Consider the following 22,514-nt stretch of genomic DNA (forward strand, 5'->3'; position numbering starts at 1 on the left):
CCACCTCACCCGTCTACCTCAGATCGACGGGGACAGGGACGGTGGGTGGGGGGTCAGGCGGTGACGTGGGCGCTGTCGCCGGCGGTGGCGGCGAAGGCGGTGCCGCTGACCATCCGGGCGTCGTCCGAGGCGAGGAAGACCACCAGCGGCGCGACGTCCTCCGGCGCGATCCAGGGCACCCCGAGCGGCGTACGCGCGCGCAGCGCCTCCACCGCGGCCGGCTCGTCCCGGGTCACGTCACCCGACGGGGTACGCCCGGCCTCGGCGAGCGCCTGCGCGTACCGGTCCTGGTGCCGGGTCAGCGCCGTGTCGACCAGCCCGGGGATCACCGCGTTGACCGTGATGCCGTACTCGCCCAGCTCCAGCGCCGCCGACTTCATCAGGCCGATGATGCCCCACTTCGACGCCGAGTACGCCGCGCCGAACTTCGTGCCGTGGTGGCCCTGGGTGGAGGAGGTGACGACGATCCGGCCGCCGCCGCGGCGCACGAGCAGCGGCGCGAAGACCCGCAGCACGTTCGCCGTACCGGTCAGGTTCACGTCGATCTGGTCGTGCCAGTCGGGGTCGGACATCTCCAGCAGCGGCGTGAACGCCTGGATGCCGGCGTTGGCGAAGACGATGTCCACCCCGCCCCATTCGCCGACGATCCGGTCGGCGGTCGCCCGCACCTGCCGGACGTCGCGCTGGTCGGCGGTGAGCGCGAGCCAGCGCCGCCCGTACGTCCCGACCCGCCGGCCCGTCTCGTCGAGGTCCGCGCCCGTCGCCGGCGGGTAGTCCAGGGCCGGGCTCACCGGCCCCGCGATGTCCACGCCGGCCACGTCGGCGCCCGCCCGGGCCAGCGCGACCGCGGCGGCCCGCCCGATGCCGCGCGCCGCACCGGTGACCACGGCGACGCGCCCGTACAACGGCTTGCCTCCTGCCTCGTCCACGTCACTCCTCTCCGCCGTCCGATCCCGTACCCGGCCGCTACTCCGGCGCCTCCGGCCCGAGCAGCCGGATCTCCTCGATGTCCAGCGCGGCCTGGAGTTCACGCAGCACCACGTCGTCGATCTCGTTGGCGTCGCGCATCCGGGTGATCTCCCGGCGCTTGTGCTCGATCAGGCCCAGCCGCAGCTGGCGCTCACGTTCGCTGGCCCGTGGCGTCCCGCCCTCACGCTCGGCGCTCTTGAGGTCCTCGAGGAGCGCCTCGTAGTCCGTGCGGACCCGGTCCGTCACGTCGTCGTCGGCGCCGACCCGAGCGGCGATCTCCGGCAGCACCGACAGCCCCGCCCGTCCGGCCCGTACCCGGGCCTGCCGCACCTCCTCGAACCGTTTCGGGTCGCCGGTCAGACCGGCCCAGCGGATGACCAGCGGCAGCGTGGTGCCCTGGACCAGCATTATCGCCAGGATCGCGGTGGCGGTGCAGAAGATGATCAGGTCTCGTTCCAGGACCTGATGCCCGTGCGCGGTCAGCGGGACGGCCAGCGCGGCGGCGAGCGAGACCGCGCCGCGGAATCCGGTCCAGGTGGCGACGATCCGGATCCGGTAGCCCACCCGGGCACGCCGCTGCGACTCGCGGCGGTCGATCGCCCGCATGGCGTACGGCGACAGGATGATCCACGCGGCCCGGGTCAGCACCACCACCAGCGTGACGACGGTCGCGATGACCGCCGCGCGCCCGAAGGAGACGCTGGTGACACTCCGGATCGCCCGGGGGATCTGCATCCCGAGCAGGACGAAGAGCGCGCCGTTGATCAGGAATGTGGAGAGGTCCCAGAAGGAGAACGCGACCAGCCGGGAACGGGCCCGGATCACCCGCGGTCCGGCGTAGGAGAGCACCAGCCCGGCCACCACCACCGCCAGCACGCCGCTGGCGTGCACCTGCTCGGCCAGCAGGAACGCGGCGAACGGGGTCAGCACGCTGAGCGCCCCCTCGCGCATCGGGTCGTCGATCCGGCGACGCACCAGCACGACCAGACCGCTGACCACCAGCCCGGCGACGATGCCACCGACGAACGAGAGGCTGAACTCACCGGCCAGCTCCAGCGCCGACGGCACCGCGCCGCCGGCGAGCAGGCCGACGGTGACGGAGAAGAGCACCAGCGCCGTGCCGTCGTTGATCAGGCTCTCCGCGTGCAGGGTGGTGAGCAGCCGGCGCGGCATCCGCTTGGCGAGGCCGGAGACGGCGGCGGCGTCCGTGGGGGCCAGCACGGCGCCGAGCACCCAGGCCGCCGCCGGATTGACGCCGAGCGCCTGCGCGGCGAACGACACGGTGACCATGGTGAGCCCCACCAGCACCACGGCGAGCAGGCCGATGATGAGCAGGTTGGCGCGGATCTCGCGCAGGCTCGTCGTCAGGGCCTCCCGGTAGAGGATCGCCGGCAGGAAGAGCAGCAGCACCACCTCGGGTTCGAGCACCACGTGCGACAGGGCGGGGATCAGGGCGAGCAGCGCGCCCATGCCGATGAGCAGGACCGGCGGCGCGACCCGGTACCGACCGCCGAGGGTGGTGCCGACGATCACGGTGACGGCCAGCACCACGAGCAGCACCAGCCCCTCCACGTCGCACCCCCCCGCCGTCGCCGCGGTCACCGTTCCGAAACCACTGTCGCCGGTGGGAACGGGTCGAGGAGGCGGAACGGGCGCAGCGCGCGGCGGATCACCGGTGCGGGGCCCGGCGGGGACGGGTGGTCAGCGCCGCATCGGTCCGGGTCTCCACGGGGCGGGGACCGGGTCGGAGCGCGGCGGGACGGTCAGCAGAACCAGCCGTCCTGGACCCAGCCGCGCCGGTTGATGTGCCCGTAGGCGAAGCCGTAGACGTAGCCGCCGCTGCGCGGCCCTTCGACGAGGAACGTCTGCCCCTGGTAGAGGGTGCCCATCCAGGCGCCGTTGGGCTGGGTACGGACGAAGAGATCGACCGCGCAGACGGTCTCCCGCTCGCCGACCGTGCCGTACGCGGCCCGTGCCGGGGTCGCGGCGACGCTCGCGGCCAGCGCCGCGGCGGTGACGAGGACGCCCGCGCGCCGCAGCGGCCTCACCACGAGTCGTACCCCCCGATGCACTCGATACGCAGATAGCCCCAGTCGTTGGGGCCGAAGTCGAAGGAGGCGGCCCAGCCGTTGTAGACGGGGTGTGCGCCCGGCGTGTGGCCGATCTTGTCGCCGTGGCCGAGCACCCGCTTCAGCCCCACCGGCCCGCGGGCGGAGTCGTAGTTGGCGTAGAAGCTGGCGCTCTGGCAGGTCACGACGGCGTGCCGGGGCACGACCGGATCGGCGTGGGCGGCGCCCGCCCCGATCGGTATCGACACCACGACCGCCACGACGGCGGCGGATCGGAGGAGCGTTCTCGGCATCGACCCTCCCTGCTTCGGCGCGGACCCGACGACGTTACCAAACCTATCCAGATTCATCTATCGCCTGCGGCCTCATCTTGGTCAATGCCGGCACGGCGCCGGGGCGGCCGGACATAGGGTCGCGGTGAGGGCGGGCTCGGTACCGCCGGCTGGGGGGCACGTGACGGCTGCGGAACGACGACGCACACCGGCGCAGCCATGGCCGGACGTGGCCTCCGTCGAACGGGTGGCCAGCGGAGCCTGCCGCGACCTGCCACCGGAGCTCGGGCCGGACGCCGTGGGCGTGCTCGAGGGCCGCACGTTCATGTTCTCCAACTCCGCGGGGGACGTGCCGAAGGGCACCATCGGCGGGCTGGTGCACGACGACACGCGCTTCCTCGACCGGTGGGAACTCACCCTCAACGACGCGCCGCTGCTGGTGCTCGGCTCCGGAACCGTCGACCCGTTCTCCGCCGCGTTCTTCCTCGCCAACACCGACCTGCCGGACCTGCCGCCGAACCGGGTGGGCGTCCGCCGGCAGCGGTTCGTCGGCGACGGCATGTACGAGCGCATCGAGCTGCGGTACTTCGGCTCCGACCCGGTCGACCTGCGACTCCGGCTCGCCGCGGGTACCGACTTCGCCGACCTCTTCGAGATCAAGGAATCCGGCCGGGACCGCTCCACGCAGATCGTCCGCCAGCACGAGCGGGACGGATCCGCGCTCTGCTTCGCCTACCGCAACGGCACCTACTACGCGATGGTGCGGGTCGAGACCGAACCCGCGGCGACCGAGCTCGAAGACGACTCGCTCGTCTGGCGCCTGCGACTGACCCGGGGCGAGGCGTGGCGGTGCGAGCTGCGGGTACCCCTGCACTGCGGCGACGAGCGGTTCCAGCCGGTCGCCCGCAGCTTCGGCGACGTCTTCGAGCGGGACGCCGAGGACCCGTCCGCACGCTGGCTGGCCTCCGTACCGAGGCTCGACTCCGGCTCGGACCGGCTGGTCGCGGTGTACCGCAAGTCCGCCGCCGACCTGGCGTCGATGCGCCTGGAGAAGCGCATCTGGGGCGAGCCGGTGGTGCTGCACGCCGCCGGGCTGCCCTGGTTCATGACCGTCTTCGGCCGGGACACGTTGATCACCGGTTACCAGACCATCGCGCTGGGCAGCGCGATGGCGCGGGGGACGCTGCTGGTGCTCGCCAGCCACCAGGCCCAGGACCACGACGACTTCACCGACCGGGAGCCCGGGAAGATCTTCCACGAGTTCCGCAGCGGCGAGCTGACACAGCTCGGGTTGAAGCCCTACCAGCCCTACTACGGCGGGGCCGACACCACGGCGCTCTGGCTGGTCGTGCTCTCCGAGCACTGGCGGTGGACCGGCGACGAGGAGCTGGTACGCAAGCTGTGGCCGAACGCCCTGGCCGCCCTGCGCTGGATCGACGAGCACGGGGACCTGCACGGTCGCGGCTACGTCGGCTACGCGACCCGGTCCCGGGAGGGGCTGGGCAACCAGTGCTGGCGGGACTCCCCCGACGGGGTCCAGTTCGCGGACGGGACCATTCCGGTGCTGCCGATCGCCACCTGCGAGACGCAGGGCTACACGTACGACGCGAAGATCCGCATGGCGGAGCTCGCCGAGGGGCCGATGCGGGACCCGGCGCTGGCGCAGCGGCTGCGCGCCGAGGCCGCGGCGCTACGGGAGAGGTTCAACCGCGACTTCTGGGTGCCGGAGCGCGGCGGCTACTACGCGGTCGGTCTGGACGGCGACGGACGGCAGATCGACTCGATGACGTCGAACATGGGGCATCTGCTCTGGAGCGGCATCGTGCCACCGGAGCGGGCGCGGCTGGTGGCCGCCCAGCTGATGTCCGACGAGATGTTCTCCGGATGGGGCGTGCGGACCCTCTCCACCGCGGACAGCGGCTACAACCCCATCGGCTACCACGTCGGCACCGTCTGGCCGCACGACAACTCGATCATCGCGGCCGGCCTCGCCCGCTACGGCCAGCACGAGGCGGCCTACCGCATCATCGGGGCCATGATGGAGGCGTCCGCCTACTCCGAGCACCGGCTGCCCGAGGCGTTCTCCGGTTACGACCGCCGGTTCGGGCGGCGACCGGTCCCCTACCCCACGGCGTGCAACCCGCAGGCCTGGGCCAGCGGGGCGCCGCTGCTGTTCCTGCGTACGCTGCTCGGGCTGGAGGCGGTCGACGGCCGGCTGGTCATCGAGCCGCAGCTCCCGGCCCCGCTCGGCCCGATCCGCCTGCTCGGCGTACCGGCGTTCGGCCGTCACTGGGACCTGTACGCCGAGGGTTCCCACGGCGAGGTCCGTCCGTCGGCGTGACGGGCGACCGCACCCGGCGGGCGCGGCGTGTCACCCCGGCGGCGGGACCCGCCACAGCTCGTTGAAGGCGATGCTGTCGAAGAAGGCGGTCCCGTCGACCACCTTGCCGTCGCGGAAGGTCAGGAACCACGCGACCGTGTCGGCGTAGGCGTCGCCGGCGACCGTGACCCCGGCGCCGTCCCAGAGCACCACCACCGTGTCGGCGTCCTCGTAGATGGCCCGGACGGTCACCGGGCGGAACGGGCTGTCGGCGCCGAAGCGGGCTTCGAAGGGCCGCAACGCCTGGTCGACGAAGTCCTCGGCGGAGCGGTAGACGCGGGACGCCGCCGAGTTCCCCGTGATCTCCCACCGCATCTCGGGGGCGAAGAGGTCGGTGATGCCGGCGGAGCCGGCGGACCAGTCCGCGAAGGCGCGGGCCACGATGTCCCGGTTCGCCGCCATGACGCCACCACCCCTCCACAGGCCCGAGCGCCGGCGGACCGCGACCGCGACGTCGGGGTCCCCGCCACCCTATCGGGCCGAGCGCCGCGAATCCGGGCGATTCCGGCGCCGCTACCTTCGGCGTTCTCCGCTGTGTTCGATCCGGGCGACGAGGTGGCGGCCCGGCGGCGGGTACGGACGCCGCGGAGACGCCGCGCGTGAGAGTCGTCATAACAGCTGGACGACTGTCCGTACCGGGCTGTTAACCTCTTGCGCAGGTCATGAGCGCCAGCGTCAAGCCCCGGCTTGCTGGCCGGCAACCCTCCTCCGCGGTGGGGTGCCCCGGGTGAGGACCGGGCACCGGAGTGGATCCGGTGCAAGCGTGGCCTGGTTCCCAGGTCAGCAACGACCCAGGAGAGCCAATGACGTTCCCGCGCATCATCTCGCCAGCCGGCCTCCCCGCGTCCGTGCGGCGGCCCCGGCCGCCGGCGCTGACCCGGCGCCGGCACGTCGACATGATGTGGGTGTGCAGCGCCGGCTGTCCCGCCGGCGCGCGGCGCTGACCGCGACCTCTCCCGCCAGTCCGAACCTTCCAGCGGTGTGCCCGTCCGGCGCACCGTCGGCGGCGCACGTCCGTGCCCCGCCGCTTCTCGACATCCGGAGACACCTGTGCGATTTCTTCCTTCCCTGAGCCGGTTGGTCGCCGTCGGCGCGGTCGCGATCCTCGGCGCCGCCGGCCTCACCGCCTGCGGCGACGACGCCGCCTCCGGCGCGGACAACCCGTACGACCTGCTCCAGCCGGGGGTGCTGCGCGCCGGCACGCTCACCGACGCGCCGCCGAACGTGTACCTGAAAGACGGCAAGTTCACCGGCTTCGACAACGATCTGCTCACCGCTGTCGCCGGGAAGATCGGCCTGAAGGTGGAGTTCGTCGGCACCGACTTCTCCGCGCTGCTCGCCCAGGTCAACAACCACAAGTTCGACGTCGGCAGCTCGTCGATCACCATCACCGAGGCCCGCAAGAAGACTGTGGACTTCGGCAACGGGTACGACTTCGGGTACTTCGGGCTCGACGTCCCCGCCGGCTCGCCGATCCACAGCTTCGACGAGCTCGCCGGCAAGCGGGTAGTCGTCGTGCAGGGCACCGTCCAGGACGACTACGCCAGCGGCAAGGGGCTCGACCCGGTGCGGGTACCGGACTACAACGGCGCGATCAACCAGCTCAAGGCCGGCACGGCGGACGCCTGGATCGCCCCGGCCGAGATCGGCGAGACGTCGGCCGCGGAGAGCGGCGGAAAGATCGCCGTGGCCGCGAAGCTGCTCAGCCCCGCGCCGACGGCGTACGCGGTGGCGAAGGGGAACGACGCCCTGCGCGAGGCGCTGAACAAGGGCCTCGACGAGGTGATCGCCGACGGCACGTGGAGCCGGCTGCAGGCCCAGTACTACCCGGGCCGGCCGATCCCCGCGGACTTCAAGCCGGGCAGCGGCACCGTGCCGGTCCCGGCGACGCCGACCGCGTCCGCGTCGGCCACGTCCTGACGGTACGGCGAGACGAGCGAGCGGAACGGTAGGAGAGGCGAGAGATGGATCCGTTGCGCACCCTGTGGGAGACGTTCTTCGACTGGGAGTCGATGCGCGAGGCGCTGCCCGAGATGCTCACCGTCGGGCTGCCCAACACCCTGATCCTCGCGGTCTCCGCCGCTCTGCTCGGCTCGGTGCTGGGCATGCTGCTGGCGATCGCCGGCATCTCCCGCACCCGGTGGCTGCGCTGGCCGGCGCGGGTCTACACCGACGTGTTCCGGGGGCTGCCGGCCGCCGCGACGATCCTGCTGATCGGCGTCGGACTGGCGCCGCTCGGCATGCAGGTGTGGGGTCCGAACCCCTACCCGCTCGGCATTCTGGCGCTCTCGCTGATCGCCGCCGCCTACATCGGAGAGATCTTCCGCTCGGGCATCCAGTCGGTGGAGGCGGCTCAGTTGGAGGGTGCCCGGGCGTTGGGCTTCTCCTGGGGCGAGGCGATGCGGATGGTGATCATTCCGCAGGGCGTACGCCGGGTCCTGCCGGCCTGGGTCAACCAGCTCATCGCCCTCATCAAGGACTCCAGCCTGGTCTACTTCCTCGGTCTGGTGGCCAGCCAGCGGGAACTGTTCCGGATCGGGCAGGACTATGCGGCCACCACCGGCAACGAGTCGGCCCTGCTGCTGGCCGGCCTCTTCTACCTGGCGCTGACCGTGCCGCTGACCCACGTGGTCAACGCGATCGACGCCCGGCTGCGACACGGCCGCGCCGCGAAGCCGGCCGACGAGATCGACGACGCCGACCTGGCGCTGCCGGGCGCGGCGGGAGGGAGCGGGCGATGACCGTCGACATCAGCACCTCGGTCAGCCTGGCCGTCCGCGACGTCCATCTGGCCTTCGGCTCCCACCGGGTGCTCCGCGGGGCCGACCTGGACGTCGCCCGGGGCGGTACGGCCTGCGTCATCGGGCCCTCCGGCTCCGGCAAGTCGACCCTGCTGCGGACGATCAACCGGCTCATCGAGCCGGACCGCGGCGACGTGCTGCTCGACGGGCGCAGCGTGCTGGCCGACGACCCGGACGCGCTGCGCCAGCGGATCGGGATGGTCTTCCAGCAGTTCAACCTCTTCCCGCACATGAGCGTGTTGCGCAACGTCACCCTGGCGCTGCGCCGCATCAAGAAGCTGCCCGAGGAGGAGGCGGTGGCGCTCGCCCGGTCGCAGCTGGAGCTGGTCGGGTTGGCCGGCAAGGCGGACGCGCGCCCCGGGCACCTCTCGGGCGGGCAGCAGCAGCGGGTGGCGATCGCCCGGGCGCTGGCGTTGCAGCCGCAGGTGATGCTCTTCGACGAGGCGACCAGCGCGCTCGACCCGGAGCTGGTCAAGGGGGTGCTCGGGGTGATGGCCGACCTCGCCGCCGCCGGCATGACGATGGTGGTGGTGACCCACGAGATGGGCTTCGCCCGCGAGGTGGCCGACACGGTGGCCTTCATGGACCACGGTGTGGTGCTGGAGTCCGGTGAGCCGGCGGCGGTCTTCGAGGCGGCGGAGCACCCGCGGCTGCGCCGGTTCCTGGCCCAGGTGCTCTGAGTCGCTCAGTCGGGCAGCACGTGCGTGACGTAGCGGCGGGCCAGGGTGGCCACCACGTCGTCCGGGTCGGCCGCCCAGACGTCGGCGTTGAAGATCTCCACCTCGATGTCGCCGGCGTATCCGGCCCGCTCGACGGCGCGGCGCAGCAGCGGGAAGTCGATGTGCCCGTCGCCCATCATCCCGCGGGAGAGCAGGGCGTCCGGCGGCAGCGGGGTGATCCAGTCGCAGACCTGGAAGCTGGCGATGCGGCCCCGGGCACGACCGATCTGGCCGAGCACGTCCGGGTCCCACCAGACGTGGAAGGTGTCGACGACCACGCCCACCTCGTCGGCGGGGAAGCGTTCGGCCAGGTCGAGCGCCTGCCCGAGGGTGGAGAGCACCCCGCGGTCGGCGCAGAAGATCGGGTGCATGGGTTCCAGGGCCAGCCGTACGCCCCGCCGCGCCGCGTACGGCACCAGCTCGGCGATTCCGTCGGACATCCGGTCCCGGGCCCCGGCCAGGTCCCGTGAGCCCTCGGGCAGGCCACCGACCACCATGACCAGGCAGGCCGCGTCGAGCTCCGCGGCCTCGTCGATCGCGCGCCGGTTGTCGTCGAGCGCGTGCCGCCGTCGCGAGGGGTCGGCGGCGGTGAGGAATCCGCCCCGGCACAGCGAGGAGACGCGCAGGCCGGCGTCGGCCACGAGACGGGCGGCGGCGGACGCGCCGATCTCCTGGACCGGCTCGCGCCACAGCCCGATCGCCGGCAGGCCGGCCCGGACGCAGCCGGCGACCGCCTCGGCGACCGACCAGCGTTCGGTGGTCCGCTGGTTCAGCGACAGCCGGGCCAGCCGGGGGTCTCCGGGGGCCGGGGTCGGCACCTCGGCCGGCCGTCCGGACGGCACGTCGGCGGTCTCCCTGGTGGAGAGTGCGGCGTCGGTCATCGCGACACTCCGGCGACGTCGAGGAACGCCCGCACTCGCGCGGCGGCGAGATCGGGGTCGGGCAGCAGCCGCGCGTCGTCGGCGAGCCGGACCAGCTCGGTCAGGTGGAGCAGGGATCGGCTGCTCTGCAACCCGCCCACCATGGTGAAACCGGGCTGGTGACCGCAGAGCCAGGCGAGGAACGCGATACCGGTCTTGTAGTACCAGGTCGGGGCGGCGAAGATGTGCCGGGCCAGTGGCAGCGTCGGCGCGAACGCCTCGTCGTAGCGCCCCGGGTCGCCGGCGTCGAGGGCCTGCAGCGCGGCGGAGGCGGCCGGGGCGATGGCGGCGAAGATGCCGAGCAGGGCATCGCTGTGGTGCGCCCCGTCGCCCCGGATCAGCTCCGGGTAGTTGAAGTCGTCGCCGGTGTAGAGGCGGACGCCAGCCGGCAGGGCCGCCCGCAGCCCCCGTTCGTGCCCGGCGTCGAGTAGCGACACCTTCACCCCGTCGACCTTGCTCGCGTACTGACCGATGAGATCGAGCAGCGCGGCGGTGGCGGCCGGCACCTCCGGCGAGCCCCAGTAGCCGTGCAGGGCCGGGTCGAACATCGGGCCCAGCCAGTGCAGGATCACCGGACCGGAGACCTGGTCGAGCAGCCGGGCGTACACCTTGGCGTAGTCCTCGCTGCCGCGGGCCAGCCGGGCGAGCTGCCGGCTGGCCATCAGGATGACCTGCGCCCCGCTGGCCTCCACGACCTCGATCTGCGCGCAGTAGGCCGCCGTGACGTCGTCGAGGGAGGCGAGCTCGGCCGGAGCGTGGTCGGTGCCGGCGCCGGCGGCGATCCGGCCGCCCACCTCGCGGGCGGCCGCGGCGCTGCGCGCGATGAGCTCACGGGTGCTGGCCCAGTCCAGGCCCATGCCACGCTGCGCGGTGTCCATCGCCTCGGCCACCCCCAGCCCGTAGGACCAGAGGTGCCGGCGGAACGCCAGGGTGGAGTCCCAGTCGACGACCGCCGGCGCGCCGGGGGTGTTGTCGCCCAGCGGGTCGGCGACCACGTGCGCCGCGGCGAGGGCGATCCGGGAGGTGATCGGCCCGGCCGGCCGGGGCCAGCCGACCGGCTCGGCCAGCCGCCGCTGTTCCACCGTCCCGTCCGGGAGCGGCAGCCGCACGGTGGCGCTCATGCCGTCAGCTCCGGCAACTCGACGCGGCGCCCCTCCCGGGAGGAGCGCAGCCCGGCGTCGGCGAGCTGCACCCCACGGGCGCCGGAGAGCAGGTCGTACGGGTTCGGCGCGTCCTCGACGACGTGCCGCACGAACTGTTCCCACTGGGCCTTGAAGCCGTTGTCGAGCACCGCGTTCTCCGGCACCTCCTGCCACTCGTCGCGGAAGTGCCGGGTCTCCACGAGGTCCGGGTTCCAGACCGGCTTCGGGGTGACCGCGCGGTGCTGCGCCCGGCAGCGGTGCAGCCCGGCCACCGCGCTGCCCTCGGTGCCGTCGACCTGGAACTCCACTAGCTCGTCCCGGTTGACCCGGACCGCCCAGGACGAGTTGATCTGCGCGATCACGCCGCCGTCGAGCTCGAAGATGGCGTACGCGGCGTCGTCGGCGCTCGCGTCGTACCGCTGGCCCTGCTCGTCCCAGCGGTGCGGGATGTGCGTGACCACCCGGGCGGTGACGGCCCGCACCCGACCGAAGAGGTTCTCCAGCACGTAGTTCCAGTGCGGGAACATGTCCAACGCGATGCCCCCGCCGTCCTGCGTCCGGTAGTTCCAGCTGGGACGCTGGGCGGGCTGCCAGTCGCCCTCGAACACCCAGTAGCCGAACTCGCCGCGTACGGAGAGGATGCGGCCGAAGAAGCCGCCGTCGACCAGTCGCTTGAGCTTCACCAGGCCGGGCAGGTAGAGCTTGTCGTGCACGACGCCGTTCTTCACGCCGGTCCGGCGCGCGTGCCGGGCGAGTTCGAGCGCGCCGGCCAGCGACTCGGCGCTCGGCTTCTCGGCGTAGACGTGCCGGCCGGCGTCCATCGCCTTGATGAGTGCCTTCTCCCGGATCTGGGTGAGCTGGGCGTCGAAGTAGACCGGGTAGTCGGTGTCGGCCAGGGCGGCGTCCAGGTCGGTCGTCCACCGGGGAAGGTCGTGCCGGTGCGCGATCTCGCTCAGCTTGGTGGCGTTCCGCCCGACCAGCAGCGGCTCGAGCTGCACCCGGGTGCCGTCGGAGAGCGCCACCCCGCCCTGCTCCCGGATGGCGAGGACGGATCGGACGAGATGCTGCCGGTAGCCCATCCGGCCGGTCACCCCGTTCATCACCACGCCGAGCTTGCGAGCGGCCATCGACGACCTCCTTGGGAAAGCGCTTACCGAAACGGTATGGCAGAGCGCGCCGCCGGTGCAAGCCCCGTCCACATCGGCCGGTCGCCGTCCGCGCCGCTCGGCTCCGGTGCCGGCGAGAAGCGCAGGTCATCAGGGTTTGACGGCGCGATCGGCGGGTTCCTACGCTGGCGGCGGACGATTTCCGTCCGGCGCCCGCGGGAAAGGACGGTGTCGTGACCGGTTCCGTCACGCTGCACGACGTGGCTCGGCGCGCCGGCGTCTCGCTGGCCACCGCCTCCCGCGCCCTCAACGGCAGCGCCAACCGGGTGGTGGGCGAGGAGCTGCGCGAGCGCGTGCTGCGCGCGGCGGCGGAGCTGCGCTACTCCCCCAACGCCCACGCCCAGGCGATGGCCCGCGGTCGCACCAACATCGTCGGGTTGTCGCTGCACGACATCGCCGACCCCTACTTCTCCGCGGTCGCCGCCGGCGTGATGCGCGAGGCCGAGGCGCACGGGCTGCTGGTCACCATGGCGAGCACCGAGCGGCGCCCCGGCGCCGAGACCGACTACGTGGGGGCGTTCCGCCGGCACTGGGCCAGCGTGGTCGTCGTGGTCGGCAGCCGCACCGACGATCGGGCGGCCACCGACCAGCTGGCCGAGGAGCTCGCCGCGTTCGAGGCCGAGGGTGGCCGGGCGGTGGCCGTCAGCCAGCCCCGCCTGCCGGTGGACACCATCTCGATCGACAACCAGGCGGGCGCGCGCGACCTCGGCCACGCCCTGCACGACCTCGGGCACCGTCGGTTCGCGGTGCTCGCCGGCCCCACCGACCTGCTCACGGCGACCGAGCGCGTCGCCGGCTTCCGGGAGGCGCTCGCCCGCCACGGGGGTCGACTCGCCCCGGAGCACGTCGTGTCCGGGCCGTTCACCCGCGACGGCGGCTACGCGGCCATGCGGCGGCTGCTCGACCGGGACCCGGACGTGACCTGCGTCTTCGCGGTCAACGACGTGATGGCGGTGGGTGCGATGGCCGCGCTGCGCGACCGGGGCGTCGACCTGCCCGCCGGGATGGCGATCGCCGGCTTCGACGACATCGCCACGCTCCGGGACGTCAATCCGGGGCTGACCACCGTGCGGATCCCGCTGGAGGAGATCGGCGCGCTCGCCGTACGGCTGGCTCTCGACGACGGCGTGGCACGCCCTCGCGTGCATCGGGTGGCCGGCGAGGTCGTGCTCCGGGCCAGCACCCCCCGCCTGCCGCCGCCACGCTGAGCACGACTCGGCGCTCGGCACGGGGACGGACTCGGCCGACCTCATGATCGACGACAGCGGGTCGGCGACGGGGCGGCCGCGGCCGGGAGCGGCGGCGGTGTGCCGCCGCTCCCCACCCGGCGGTCAGGCCGCCGGGGTGCCGCGCACCGTGAGGTCACGCAGCCGACCCACGTTGTCGAAGGAGCCGAAGCCCACCCGACCCGAGCCGAACGTGGTGTCGCGGGCCGTCATCAGCGGGTCCTTCGACCCGTCGACGTAGACCGCGATCTCCCCGGTGGCCGGCAGGTGCCGGACCCGGACGCTGTGCCAGTCGGCGTCCACGATCGCCGGCGCGGCGCCCCGGGACCGGCCGTTCCACTGGTAGTCGATCCGTTCCCGGTCCGCATTGTTGACCTTGAAGATGCCGTTGTGCGGCAGGATCGTGTTGTCCGTCGACAGGTGCGCGTAGTAGAACTCCGTGTCCGAGCGGTAGCCGAAGACGATGATCACGTCCCGGTTGGTCACCTCGACCGGAGTGTCCAGCCGTACCTTCGCGGTGATGTCCACCGCCGCGAACTCCGGTCCCGCGGTCAGCACCGCGTACTCGAAGGGGCGGCGCGGGCCGGGCCGCTGCACGCCTGCCTCGGCCAGAATGACCTCCTTGCCGGTGAACCGCCACTTGGCCGGGGTGACGGGCCGCCAGTTGGTCGGACGCATCGTGTCCAGGACCCTCGTCGTGCCGGGCTGCCCGTCGGCGAACTCCCGCGTACCTGTCACCTTCCAGATCTTCCCGTTCGCCTTGGCCAGGATGTAGAGCTCGCCCTGCGCGTCGGTGCCGAAGCGCAGGTCGACCCGGTTCGGGTCGCCCGGTGCGCCCGGTGCGGAGAGGTCCTGCATCCGCACCGGCGTGCCGGCGGCGTCGAAGAGCGCCAGCCGGTGGATCGGCGCGAGCCCGGCCCCCACCCGCATCCGCTTCGCCTCGGTGTAGAGCACCCGGCCGTCGACCAGGTCACCGAAGACGTACTTGCCGCGCAGCGCGGGCACGTCCCGGCCCCGGTAGACGAAGCCGCCGGCCACCGCGACCCCCACGTCGGAGGTGCAGTTCCAGCCCGGCGCCGGATCGTGGTCGTACGCGGCCACCGGGTAGGTGTAACCGTACTGCTCGTCATCGGCGGGAAGCGGGAAGATCTTGTCGCAGGGAAGGGTCGACGTCTTGTCGAAGACGAACGCGCCCTCGCGCTCGCTCCAGCCGAAGTTGTCGCCGGCGCGCACCTCGTAGATCGCCTCGATGGCGTGCTCGCCGATGTGACCCAGGTACATCTTCCCGGTCTGCCGGTCCCAGCTGAACCGGTGCGGATCCCGGAACCCGACCGCGTAGATCTCGCCGAGCGCCCCCTCGCGCCCGACGAACGGGTTCGACGGCGGGACGCCGTACCGGCCGCTCGCGGCGTTGGTGCCGAGCGGGTCGATCCGCAGCAGCTTCCCGTGCGGCAGGGCGAGGTTCTGCGGGTCGGTGTTACGGACGCCCAGCCCGCCGTCGCCGACGGCGAGGTAGAGCAGCCCGTACTCCGGGTCGTGCTTCTTCTTCGCGGCCGGGTTGAAGTTGATCTCCTGGATGCCGTGCACCTGGCCGCCGAAGCCGATCCGCAGCACCTCCCGGCGGGTGCCGGCGAAGGTGTCGGCGGCCGGATCACTCGCCGTCCACTCGGTGATGATGCCATGGAAGATCGTGCCGGTCTGCGACCAGTCCGGCACCTCGGTGGCGAGCGACGCCTGCTCGGTGTGGACGGTGTAGAACTTCCCGCTGCGCTTGAAGTCGGGGTGGAAGGCCACGTAGCCGAAGCCCTGGCCCAGGCCCCGGCCGGAGAAGAACTTCGGCGCGAAGGTCGCGGCGACGTCGAGGTAGACGTGCGGGACGCCGTTCTCGACGACGTACAGCTTGCCGTTGAGGTCGGGCACGGCCCGGCGGCCGGAGCCGTCCGGGATCTCCATGATGGTGTTGATCCGGGCCTGTCGCATGAGCCGCTGGTCGGTCGGCGCGGGCGTCGGCTCGGACTTCGGGAACGACGTGTACTCGCTGAGCACGAGCCCGAGGCGGCTCTGGATCTGCGCCTCGGGTACCGGATCGTAGATCGCGTCGGCGGCGCGGGCGGGCGCCGTGGCCACCAGCGACAGGGTGAGCGCGGCGGTCGCGAGCGCCGCCGTGGCCACCGATCTGCGCAGGCGGCGAGTGGAGATGCGCACAGGTCACTCCATTCTCGGGGGACGGGAGGTGGATCAGCCTCGGTGGGTCATGTGCCGGTACTGCCGTTCGATCTCCCGCGCGTCGAGCACACGGTCGAGGAACATCAACGAGTCCATCCGGCAGTCACACGGGTTCTGCTCCCGGTTGTCCTGCGGATAGCTGCCGCCGATCTTGATGCCGCGCGGATCGGAGGCGGTGGTGACGTGCGGTCCCGGGCCCGCGACGAGCCAGGGGTCGTCGGTACGGGTGTAGAAGCCGGCCAACGGCTCACCGTCGCGGTAGAGCGCCATCGTGCCGCTGTCGAAGTCGAACGTGGCGGCGAGGTGCACCCACCGGCCGGCCGGCAGCAGCGCGCGCCAGTCCTGCGCCGCCGCGAACGTCTGGGAATTGCCGCCGTCGAGCCGCCGGCCGAGCGCGACCAGCCGCAGTTCCCCGTTCACGTCGATGAGCTCCAGCAGGGCCCGTACGCCGTGCCCGTCGGAGTCACCTGTCAGCACCCCGGCCAGCCCGATGGCGTTGTAGCGGTCGGCCGGGTCGGCGGTGTTCGAGTTCGGCCGGGGTTCGGTCATCTCGACCTTGAACCAACCCATCACGGTGGTGCCGGCGACCGCGTGGAACGCGCGCAGCGTACGCACGCCGCTGGCCGAGAAGATGCCGGCCTTCCAGTCGTCGTTACCGGCGACCGTCGGCTCGACCTGCCGGGTCTGCAACGCCCGGCCGCTGCCGGCGTACGCGCGGTCCCGCACGCGCATCGCCGCTCCGCCGTTCACCAGCTCGATCTCGGTGCCGGAGCGCCCCTGGTCGCGCTCCAGCGCCTCGTCGCCGGGGACCGGATGGTCGAAGTCGTAGAAGGCGACCAGATCGCCTCGTAGGGACGGGTGGACGTCGCGCGGACCGGCCCGGAAGGCCGACGCCGGTGGCGCCGCGACACCGGCCAGCACCCCGGCCGCCAGGACGGCGGCGGTGGCGGCGGCGACGCGTCCTGCTCTGGACATCGCGTACACCTCTCTGTGCCACGAACCTTGTCGGCCCGGTCGCGGTAAACGCTTACCCCGAACGCCCGGACCTCACTATGTCGGTGGTGCGGTGGTGCCGTACGGACCGTCAGCGCTTCGGGACGACCGGCGGTTCGGCGGGTCGGCCGCCGAGGTAGAGCTCGCCGAGCTGCGGGTCCGCCAGCAGTTCGGACGCGGGACCGGAGATGTGCACCCGGCCGAGGTCGAGTACGCAGCCCAGGTCGGCGGTCTCCAGTGCCCGCCGGGCGTTCTGCTCGACCAGCAGCACGGCTGTGCCCGCGTCCCGCATCCGCACGACCTGCTCGAAGACAATCGCCGTCGCCTTCGGGTCCAGACCCATCGACGGCTCGTCGAGCAGCACGACCTTCGGGTCCACCATCAGCGACCGGGCGAACTCGACCTGTTTCTGCTGGCCGCCGGAGAGCAGCCCGGCGAGGCTCCCCCACCGCTGCGCCACCACCGGGAAGAGCTCCTTCACGAACTCGACCCGGCGGGCGGCGAACGCCTTGTCCCGCAGCGTGTACCCGCCGAGGAGGACGTTCTCGGCCACCGTCATCTCGCGGAACACGCTGTGTCCCTGGAGCACGTGCGCGACGCCGGCGGTGAGCATCGCCTGCGGCCCCTGGCCGGTCACCTCACGGCCACCGACCAGGATCCGGCCGGACCGGGGCTTGAGCAGCCCGCTGGCCACCTTGAGCACGGTCGACTTGCCGGCGCCGTTCGGGCCGACCAGGCAGACGACGGAGCCGGCCGGCACCGAGACGGAGAGACCGCGCAGCACCGGCGCGGCCCGCCCGTAGCCGGCCTGGATGTCGACGAGTTCGATCTCAGACGCCAAGGTAGGCCCCCAGCACACGTTCGTCGGAACGGATGACCGACGGCGGCCCTTCGGCGATCGGCCGGCCACGGTCAAAGACCACGATGTGGTCGCTGATGCTCATCACCAGGTCCATGTTGTGCTCGACGATGACGAAGGTCCGGCCCTCGGCGTTGAGTTCCCGGACCAGGCCGCCGATCCGGTCGAGCAGGGCGGGATTCACCCCGCCGGCCGGCTCGTCGAGCAGGACGGTCTCCGGGTCACCCATCAGCACACCGGCCAGCTCCAGCAGCTTCTGCTGACCCCAGGACATGTTGCGGGCCTCGACGTCGACGAGGTGCTCGATGCCGAGCCGGGTCAGCCAGCCGCGCGCCCGATCCACCTCGGCCCGGTTCCGGGCGCCGCGCAGCCGGCCGAGCAGCCCCACCGGACGGACGGCGGCGAGCACGTTGTCCAGCGCCGACATGCGGGGAAAGACCCGGCAGAGCTGGAAGGTACGGCCGATGCCGGCGTGCGCGATCGCGTGCGGCGCCGCCCGGGTGATGTTTCGTCCGTGGTAGACGGTCCGCCCGGAGTCCGCGCGGATCATGCCGGTGACGCAGTTGAAGAACGTCGTCTTGCCGGAGCCGTTCGGCCCGATCAGCGCGTTGACCTGCCCCTGACGGAAGGCGACGCTGGCGCCGTCGAGCGCCACCACTCCCCCGAACGCCTTGGTGAGACCCTCGGTCCGCAGCCCCTGCTCGCTCCGCTCGCTCATGCTCCCTCCTTCGTGGCCGGCGCGCCGCCCGGGCGCGCACCGGCCAGCTCGGTCTCCGCCGCGGCGCCGCCCGCGCGTTGCTCGCGCAGCTCGGCCGCGGTCACCTCCCGGATCGACTGCTGGGCCGGGCGGAAGCGGTCGATCCCGGCGGCGACCGCCGGCAGCACGCCGTCGGGCATGAAGAGCACGACGACGGCGAGCAGCAGGCCGGTGGCGACCAGGTGCAGCGGGGTGCTGCCGTACTCGACCTTGAAGTACTCCAGCGCCGTGCCGACGACCAGCGCCCCGAGCAGCGGGCCGAAGAGGCTGCGCACGCCGCCGAGCAGCGCCATCAGCACCAGGTAGGAGCCGGTGAGGATGGAGAACTGGAAGACCGGGTCGAGGTCGCCGAACCAGAGCGCGTACAGGCCGCCCGCCGCCGCGGTGAACCCGGCCGACACCACGAACACCACGAGCTTGTAGGCGAAGGTCGGGATGCCCAGCGACTCCGCCTTGTCCTCGTCCTCCCGGATCGCCTTCAGCCCCAGACCGAACCGGGAGCGGTCGATCAACCACCAGACCAGCAGCGCCAGCGCCAGCAGACCGGCGAAGAGGAACCAGAAGACCCGGTGGTGCTCGGGACGGAGCAGGTCCGGGAAGGGACGCGGCACGGTCAGCCCGCGCGAGCCGCCGGTGAACGAGGCCCAGCTCTGGAACACCAGCAGCAGGACCAGCACCAACGCGATCGAGACGATGACGAAGGAGGCGCCGCGCACGCGCAGCGCCGCGTAGCCGATCGGCACGGCCAGCGCCGCCACGACGAGGGCCGCGACGAGGAGCGCCAGGAAGCTGGGCAGGCCGGCCTTGGTGACGAGCAGGCCCGTGCCGTACGCGCCGAGCCCGGCGAGCGCCCCGTGCCCGAGCGAGATGTAGCCGGTGAAGCCGCCGACGAAGTTCCACGAGGTCGACAGGAGGGCGTAGTTCAGCACGAGGATGCCGGCCGACAGGACGTACGGGTTGGGCGCCAGCGAGGGGAACGACAGCGCGGCGACGACGACCAGCAGGAGCAGGACGCCCCGGGCGGCCCGGGCGGGGGTGACCGCCGGCCGACGCGCGGCGGAGGTGGTCGCCGGATCAGAAGCGCTGGGCAAGCCGGCCTCCGAAGAATCCCTGCGGGCGGAACGCCAGCGTGGCGAAGAGCGCGAGATAGAAGATGGTCTGCGCCCAGGTGGTGTTGAGCGGGATCTGCAGCAGGCTCTGGGTGAGGCCGAGCACCATGGCGGCGGCCGCGGCCCCGGGCACGCTGCCCAGCCCGCCGACCACGATGATCGCCATGAGCGGGCCGATCCAGTGCCAGTGCAGCGACGGGTAGATGGTGGTGTCCAGGGCCAGCGCGGTGCCGCCGACGGCCGCGGTGGCCAGCCCGATACCGAAGCCGTAGCCGGCGACCCGGTTGGTGTCGATGCCCACCAGCCGGGCCGCGTCGGGGTGCTGGATGGTGGCGCGCAGGGCCCAACCGAACGTGGTGCGCTTCAGCAGCAGGTAGAGGGTGAGCAGCGCGGCCACCGCGAGCCCGAACGCGATGAGCTTCACGACGGCGATCCGCGCGCCGAGGAGCTCCAGGTTCGCCGTGCCGTAGCCGAGCTGGATGCGGCGCTGGGTGCCGGTGAAGGCGTACCCGAGCAGCCCCTCGATGATGACCGCGATGGCGAAGGTCAGCAGCACCGACATCATGGTCAGCGTGGCGGGGCGCAGCCGGGAGAGCAGGCCCCGTTGCAGCAGCACTCCGGCGGCGAAGAAGAGCGGGACCGTGACGACCAGGGAGAGCAGCGGGTCGACGCCGAGCCGGGTCTGCGACCACCAGGCCAGGTAGGCGGCGAGGATGAGGAACGCCGAGTGGGCGATCATCACCACCCGCATGATGCCGAAGTAGAGCGTCAGGCCCGAGGCCAGCAGGGCGTAGAGCCCGCCGAGGAGCAGGCCCAGGATGACGCTCTGGAAGATCAGCGCTCCGGAGGTCATCGCGCCCTACCAGGCCGGCTTCGGGTAGACGATGTCGGTCTCCTTCGCGTCGGCCGGGAGCACGATCTGGATCTCCCCGCCGACCCACTGCTGGATCATGTGGGCACCCTTCGGCTTGCCGGTCGCGTCCCAGCTGAGCGGGCCGACGACGGTCTCGACGGTGTTGCCGCGTACCCAGTCGACGAGCTTCTGCTGGCACTCCCCCTGTTCGGCGCAGCCCACCGCGGTGATCGCCGCCGCGACGACCTGGCCCGTCGTGTACGCGTTCGCCTCGTCCTCCTCCGGCGGCGTGCCGAACTGGGCGGTGTACTTCTCCACGAACTCGACGTTGCTGGGGTAGGGCGCCTTCTGGGTGTAGCCGGTCGGCGCGAGGATCCCCTCGGTCTTGTTGCCGATCGCGGCGGCGAACTCGGGGCTGGTCGGAGCCGTGGAGAAGGCGGCGAGCTTCGGCTGGTACGCGAGCTGCTGGAGGGCGACGATCAGGTTCACGCCGTCCTGGTACTGCGAGCCGCCCACCACGAGGTCCGCCTTCGAGGAGGCGATCTTCGCGGCGATGCCGCTGAACTCGGTGGTGTTCGGCGGGTACACCTCGTCGACGACGGTGCGGACCCCGCCCGCCTCGAGCTTCTCCTTCAGCCCGTACGCGGTGCCCTGCGCGAACGGGTCGTCCATCGCCGCGTACGCCGCGGTCGTGGGCCGCTGCCCGGCCGGCAGCGCGAGAATGTACTCGGCGAGGTGGTTGTAGTGGTCGTTCGCGACCGCGGGGGCGGCGTAGAAGAGGTTCTTGAAGCCCTGCTCGAAGACCTCCTTCGCCGCGCCCGCCGGCTCGACGAACAACATCCCGTACTCCTCGGCGACCCGGGCGGCCGGCACCACGAGCCGGGTCGAGAAGGGACCGACCACGATGTCGACCTGGTCCTGGCCGATGAGCTGCTCGTAGTCGGAGACGACGCGGTCGGCGTTGGACTGGTCGTCGAGGATCTTCAGCTCGACCTGGCGGCCCAGCAGGCCGCCCTTGTCGTTCACGATCTTCGCCCAGGCCTGGTAGCCGCGCTGCACCCCCTTGCCGGGTTCGGAGAAGTCGCCGGTGAGCGGCAGCGAGATCCCGACGACGATGGGGTCGTCGCCGGAGGTCGAGCCCTCCCCGCCACCGCTGCAACCGGCGAGCGCGAGCGCCACCGTCGCGCCGAACGCCGTCGCCCATCTCATCTTCGTCAACCGGGTGGACATGCTCGGAAGCTCCTTTGCACCGGGCTGGAAGCGCTTGCGAAAGCGCTTTCGTACTCTAGGGTGTGTCCTACGTCACTGGCAATAGATGAAGGTGCCGACATCGATGTCTCAGGAGAGTCGCTGATGCCCAAGCCTGGCTCGAGGTTGCGCCTCGTCGACGTCGCCGAGCGGGCCGGAGTGTCACTGGCGACCGCGTCCCGCGCCCTGTCCGGCCGCGACGGGGTCAGCGAAGAGGTGGCCGACCGGGTACGGCGGGTCTCCCAGGAGCTCGGCTACGTCGCCAACCCGTACGCGCGCACCCTCGCCGGGGGCGCCAGCTCGACAGTGGGCCTCGTCGTGCACCAGGTGGACGACCCCTACTTCTCCGAGATCGCCGGCGGGGTCATCGAGGTCGCCGCCGAGCGGGGGCTGCTCGTGCAGATCTGCCACTCGGGGCGCGACCCGCACTTCGAGCTGCGCCAGATCCGCCACCTCATCGCCCAGCGGGTCGGCATCATCGTCATCGCCGGCTCCGGCTACACCGACGCCCGGGTCGAGGCGGAGACGAAGGCGGAGCTCTCCGCGTACCAGGGCCTCGGTGGGCGGGTCGCGGTCATCGGACGGCACTCCCTCGGCGCCGACGCCGTCCTGCCCGACAACGAGGCCGGCGGCCGCGCCCTCGCCGAGCACCTCCTCGCGCTGGGACACCGGCGGATCGCCGTGGCGGCCGGGACGCCGGGACTGACCACTGTCGCCGACCGGCTCGCCGGGGTCGCCTCGGCGCTGCGCGGCCACGGCCTGGACCTCGCCGACCTTCCGGTGGTACACACCGACTTCACCCGGG

Annotated in this window: 21 protein-coding genes and 1 riboswitch; of the genes, 6 read left to right on the plus strand and 15 right to left on the minus strand. The window is 72.3% G+C overall.

Annotation, left to right across the window (positions count from 1 at the left end; all coding sequences use genetic code 11):
* Window positions 1-53: 53 nt before the first annotated feature.
* The 4 genes from E1211_RS18495 to E1211_RS18510 form a co-directional block, all read right to left on the minus strand.
* The gene (locus E1211_RS18495) at window positions 54-929 is read right to left on the minus strand and encodes an SDR family NAD(P)-dependent oxidoreductase (protein ID WP_243709583.1); all 876 of its coding nucleotides are present in this window, start codon (window positions 927-929) and stop codon (window positions 54-56) included.
* A 37-nt stretch (window positions 930-966) separates the two neighbouring features.
* Window positions 967-2,571 carry a Na+/H+ antiporter gene (locus tag E1211_RS18500; protein WP_243709584.1) on the minus strand — a complete coding sequence of 535 codons (1,605 nt, stop codon included), beginning with the start codon at window positions 2,569-2,571 and terminating at the stop codon, window positions 967-969.
* Window positions 2,572-2,732: 161 nt separating this feature from the next.
* Window positions 2,733-3,020: a hypothetical protein gene (locus E1211_RS18505; RefSeq protein ID WP_207915418.1), complete on the minus strand. Its 288-nt coding sequence runs from the start codon at window positions 3,018-3,020 to the stop codon at window positions 2,733-2,735.
* Complete coding sequence (locus E1211_RS18510) at window positions 3,014-3,331, minus strand: hypothetical protein (RefSeq protein WP_132350254.1); 318 nt, start codon at window positions 3,329-3,331, stop codon at window positions 3,014-3,016. Before E1211_RS18510 ends, E1211_RS18505 begins: the two co-directional genes overlap by 7 nt.
* A gap of 208 nt (window positions 3,332-3,539) precedes the next feature.
* On the opposite strand from E1211_RS18510, the gene E1211_RS18515 reads away from it, so the two are divergent.
* Window positions 3,540-5,651, plus strand: coding sequence for a glycogen debranching N-terminal domain-containing protein (locus E1211_RS18515; protein WP_243709585.1), 2,112 nt, complete (start codon window positions 3,540-3,542; stop codon window positions 5,649-5,651).
* A gap of 30 nt (window positions 5,652-5,681) precedes the next feature.
* Here E1211_RS18515 and E1211_RS18520 read toward each other — a convergent pair whose 3' ends face one another.
* Window positions 5,682-6,092 (minus strand): nuclear transport factor 2 family protein, encoded by a 411-nt coding sequence (locus E1211_RS18520; protein WP_132350255.1) that lies wholly within the window; start codon window positions 6,090-6,092, stop codon window positions 5,682-5,684.
* A 256-nt stretch (window positions 6,093-6,348) separates the two neighbouring features.
* A riboswitch (SAM riboswitch) is annotated at window positions 6,349-6,460 on the plus strand.
* A gap of 280 nt (window positions 6,461-6,740) precedes the next feature.
* On the opposite strand from E1211_RS18520, the gene E1211_RS18525 reads away from it, so the two are divergent.
* The 3 genes from E1211_RS18525 to E1211_RS18535 are packed head-to-tail and all read left to right on the plus strand — an operon-like array spanning window position 6,741 to window position 9,171.
* The gene (locus E1211_RS18525) at window positions 6,741-7,610 is read left to right on the plus strand and encodes an ABC transporter substrate-binding protein (protein ID WP_132350256.1); all 870 of its coding nucleotides are present in this window, start codon (window positions 6,741-6,743) and stop codon (window positions 7,608-7,610) included.
* 44 nt (window positions 7,611-7,654) lie between these two features.
* Window positions 7,655-8,431, plus strand: coding sequence for an amino acid ABC transporter permease (locus tag E1211_RS18530; RefSeq protein WP_132350257.1), 777 nt, complete (start codon window positions 7,655-7,657; stop codon window positions 8,429-8,431).
* Window positions 8,428-9,171 (plus strand): amino acid ABC transporter ATP-binding protein, encoded by a 744-nt coding sequence (locus E1211_RS18535; protein WP_132350258.1) that lies wholly within the window; start codon window positions 8,428-8,430, stop codon window positions 9,169-9,171. The genes E1211_RS18530 and E1211_RS18535 overlap by 4 nt, the downstream gene beginning before the upstream one ends.
* A 5-nt stretch (window positions 9,172-9,176) precedes the next feature.
* On the opposite strand, the gene E1211_RS18540 is transcribed toward E1211_RS18535, so the two are convergent.
* The 3 genes from E1211_RS18540 to E1211_RS18550 are packed head-to-tail and all read right to left on the minus strand — an operon-like array spanning window position 9,177 to window position 12,399.
* Window positions 9,177-10,091, minus strand: a complete 915-nt coding sequence (locus E1211_RS18540) for a sugar phosphate isomerase/epimerase (RefSeq protein WP_132350259.1) — start codon at window positions 10,089-10,091, stop codon at window positions 9,177-9,179.
* Window positions 10,088-11,251 (minus strand): dihydrodipicolinate synthase family protein, encoded by a 1,164-nt coding sequence (locus E1211_RS18545; RefSeq protein WP_132350260.1) that lies wholly within the window; start codon window positions 11,249-11,251, stop codon window positions 10,088-10,090. Before E1211_RS18545 ends, E1211_RS18540 begins: the two co-directional genes overlap by 4 nt.
* The gene (locus E1211_RS18550) at window positions 11,248-12,399 is read right to left on the minus strand and encodes a Gfo/Idh/MocA family protein (RefSeq protein WP_132350261.1); all 1,152 of its coding nucleotides are present in this window, start codon (window positions 12,397-12,399) and stop codon (window positions 11,248-11,250) included. Before E1211_RS18550 ends, E1211_RS18545 begins: the two co-directional genes overlap by 4 nt.
* 212 nt (window positions 12,400-12,611) lie before the next feature.
* Between E1211_RS18550 and E1211_RS18555 the strand changes: the two genes are divergently transcribed.
* A complete protein-coding gene (locus E1211_RS18555) occupies window positions 12,612-13,646 on the plus strand; it encodes a LacI family DNA-binding transcriptional regulator (RefSeq protein WP_132350262.1) in 1,035 nt (344 codons plus the stop codon).
* Window positions 13,647-13,769: 123 nt separating this feature from the next.
* Here E1211_RS18555 and E1211_RS18560 read toward each other — a convergent pair whose 3' ends face one another.
* The 7 genes from E1211_RS18560 to E1211_RS18590 form a co-directional block, all read right to left on the minus strand.
* Entirely contained in the window at window positions 13,770-15,869 is a 2,100-nt protein-coding gene (locus E1211_RS18560) for a sorbosone dehydrogenase family protein (protein ID WP_132350263.1), read from the minus strand.
* Window positions 15,870-15,902: 33 nt separating this feature from the next.
* Window positions 15,903-16,865: a LamG-like jellyroll fold domain-containing protein gene (locus tag E1211_RS18565; RefSeq protein WP_132350264.1), complete on the minus strand. Its 963-nt coding sequence runs from the start codon at window positions 16,863-16,865 to the stop codon at window positions 15,903-15,905.
* Between the two features lie 109 nt (window positions 16,866-16,974).
* Complete coding sequence (locus tag E1211_RS18570; protein WP_132350265.1) at window positions 16,975-17,724, minus strand: ABC transporter ATP-binding protein; 750 nt, start codon at window positions 17,722-17,724, stop codon at window positions 16,975-16,977.
* Window positions 17,714-18,460: an ABC transporter ATP-binding protein gene (locus tag E1211_RS18575; RefSeq protein ID WP_132350266.1), complete on the minus strand. Its 747-nt coding sequence runs from the start codon at window positions 18,458-18,460 to the stop codon at window positions 17,714-17,716. Before E1211_RS18575 ends, E1211_RS18570 begins: the two co-directional genes overlap by 11 nt.
* Window positions 18,457-19,590, minus strand: a complete 1,134-nt coding sequence (locus E1211_RS18580; protein ID WP_243709586.1) for a branched-chain amino acid ABC transporter permease — start codon at window positions 19,588-19,590, stop codon at window positions 18,457-18,459. The genes E1211_RS18575 and E1211_RS18580 overlap by 4 nt, the downstream gene beginning before the upstream one ends.
* Window positions 19,574-20,461 carry a branched-chain amino acid ABC transporter permease gene (locus E1211_RS18585; protein ID WP_132350267.1) on the minus strand — a complete coding sequence of 296 codons (888 nt, stop codon included), beginning with the start codon at window positions 20,459-20,461 and terminating at the stop codon, window positions 19,574-19,576. Before E1211_RS18585 ends, E1211_RS18580 begins: the two co-directional genes overlap by 17 nt.
* 6 nt (window positions 20,462-20,467) lie before the next feature.
* Window positions 20,468-21,691 (minus strand): amino acid ABC transporter substrate-binding protein, encoded by a 1,224-nt coding sequence (locus tag E1211_RS18590; protein WP_243709587.1) that lies wholly within the window; start codon window positions 21,689-21,691, stop codon window positions 20,468-20,470.
* Between the two features lie 123 nt (window positions 21,692-21,814).
* Here E1211_RS18590 and E1211_RS18595 point away from each other — a divergent pair.
* On the plus strand, window positions 21,815-22,514 hold a 700-nt coding region (locus tag E1211_RS18595; RefSeq protein WP_132350268.1), incomplete at its 3' end, for a LacI family DNA-binding transcriptional regulator.

The sequence above is a fragment of the Micromonospora sp. 15K316 genome (assembly GCF_004348525.1).
Classification (GTDB): domain Bacteria; phylum Actinomycetota; class Actinomycetes; order Mycobacteriales; family Micromonosporaceae; genus Micromonospora.

What these genes read in the sequence shown, in the direction of transcription:
- E1211_RS18540 (WP_132350259.1), bottom strand. Translation starts at nt 10,091, where the DNA reads ATGACCGACGCCGCACTCTCCACCAGGGAGACCGCCGACGTGCCGTCC.
- E1211_RS18510 (WP_132350254.1), bottom strand. Translation starts at nt 3,331, where the DNA reads ATGCCGAGAACGCTCCTCCGATCCGCCGCCGTCGTGGCGGTCGTGGTG.
- E1211_RS18530 (WP_132350257.1), top strand. Translation starts at nt 7,655, where the DNA reads ATGGATCCGTTGCGCACCCTGTGGGAGACGTTCTTCGACTGGGAGTCG.
- E1211_RS18545 (WP_132350260.1), bottom strand. Translation starts at nt 11,251, where the DNA reads ATGAGCGCCACCGTGCGGCTGCCGCTCCCGGACGGGACGGTGGAACAG.
- E1211_RS18590 (WP_243709587.1), bottom strand. Translation starts at nt 21,691, where the DNA reads ATGTCCACCCGGTTGACGAAGATGAGATGGGCGACGGCGTTCGGCGCG.
- E1211_RS18585 (WP_132350267.1), bottom strand. Translation starts at nt 20,461, where the DNA reads ATGACCTCCGGAGCGCTGATCTTCCAGAGCGTCATCCTGGGCCTGCTC.
- E1211_RS18565 (WP_132350264.1), bottom strand. Translation starts at nt 16,865, where the DNA reads ATGTCCAGAGCAGGACGCGTCGCCGCCGCCACCGCCGCCGTCCTGGCG.
- E1211_RS18535 (WP_132350258.1), top strand. Translation starts at nt 8,428, where the DNA reads ATGACCGTCGACATCAGCACCTCGGTCAGCCTGGCCGTCCGCGACGTC.
- E1211_RS18550 (WP_132350261.1), bottom strand. Translation starts at nt 12,399, where the DNA reads ATGGCCGCTCGCAAGCTCGGCGTGGTGATGAACGGGGTGACCGGCCGG.
- E1211_RS18575 (WP_132350266.1), bottom strand. Translation starts at nt 18,460, where the DNA reads ATGAGCGAGCGGAGCGAGCAGGGGCTGCGGACCGAGGGTCTCACCAAG.
- E1211_RS18520 (WP_132350255.1), bottom strand. Translation starts at nt 6,092, where the DNA reads ATGGCGGCGAACCGGGACATCGTGGCCCGCGCCTTCGCGGACTGGTCC.